Annotated in this window: 1 protein-coding gene; it reads left to right on the top strand. The window is 58.6% G+C overall.

Annotation, left to right across the window (positions count from 1 at the left end):
* Nucleotides 1-676: DUF4011 domain-containing protein (locus tag A3754_RS21635; protein WP_156497140.1), on the top strand; the 676-nt coding region annotated here is incomplete at both ends.

Below are 676 nucleotides of genomic sequence, written 5' to 3'. Positions count from 1 at the left end.
TGAGTTGGAAGATGTGTTGGCCACCGGGGCGCGCATTTCCATTGCGCCTTTCCCGCAGTTAAAGACCCAGGATCAGGATTCGGATATTCACCGCCAGCGTACCGGCGAAGAGCTGAAGGAAGTGTATGCCCGCGATGCCCTGGCCAAGAAGCAGGTGCTGGTGGAGCTGACCCAGGACGATCTGGACAAGCGGGCGGTGGAGATTTACCGCAAGGCGCAGACGTCACTGAAGGAAGGGGGCTCAAATACCCTGTTCCTGGCGGTGGGCTTTTTGCTCTGGAAGCCCAAGGACAAGGATAATCGTCGCTACCGTGCGCCTTTGATCCTTCTGCCCGTCTCTCTGGAGCGGAAGTCCGTGCGCAGTGGCGTGAAGATGGTGGCCAATGATGATGAGCCCCGTTTCAACACCACCTTGCTGGAACTGCTGAAAAAGGACTTCGGTATCGAGATCCATGGCCTTAGCGGTGCCTTGCCGGAGGATGATAGTGGTGTGGATGTGGCGGGCATCTGGAATCGGGTGCGCCATGCCATCAAGGAAGTACCCGGATTCGAGGTGGTGGAAGAGGTGGTGCTGGGCCACTTCTCCTTCGCCAAGTACCTGATGTGGAAGGATCTGGTGGATCGCTCCGAGGCGCTGAAAGAAAGCCCGGTGGTGCGGCACCTGCTGGATACGCCG

Source organism: Alcanivorax sp. HI0083 (genome assembly GCF_001635175.1).
This window is presented reverse-complemented; position numbering and strand designations above follow the sequence as displayed.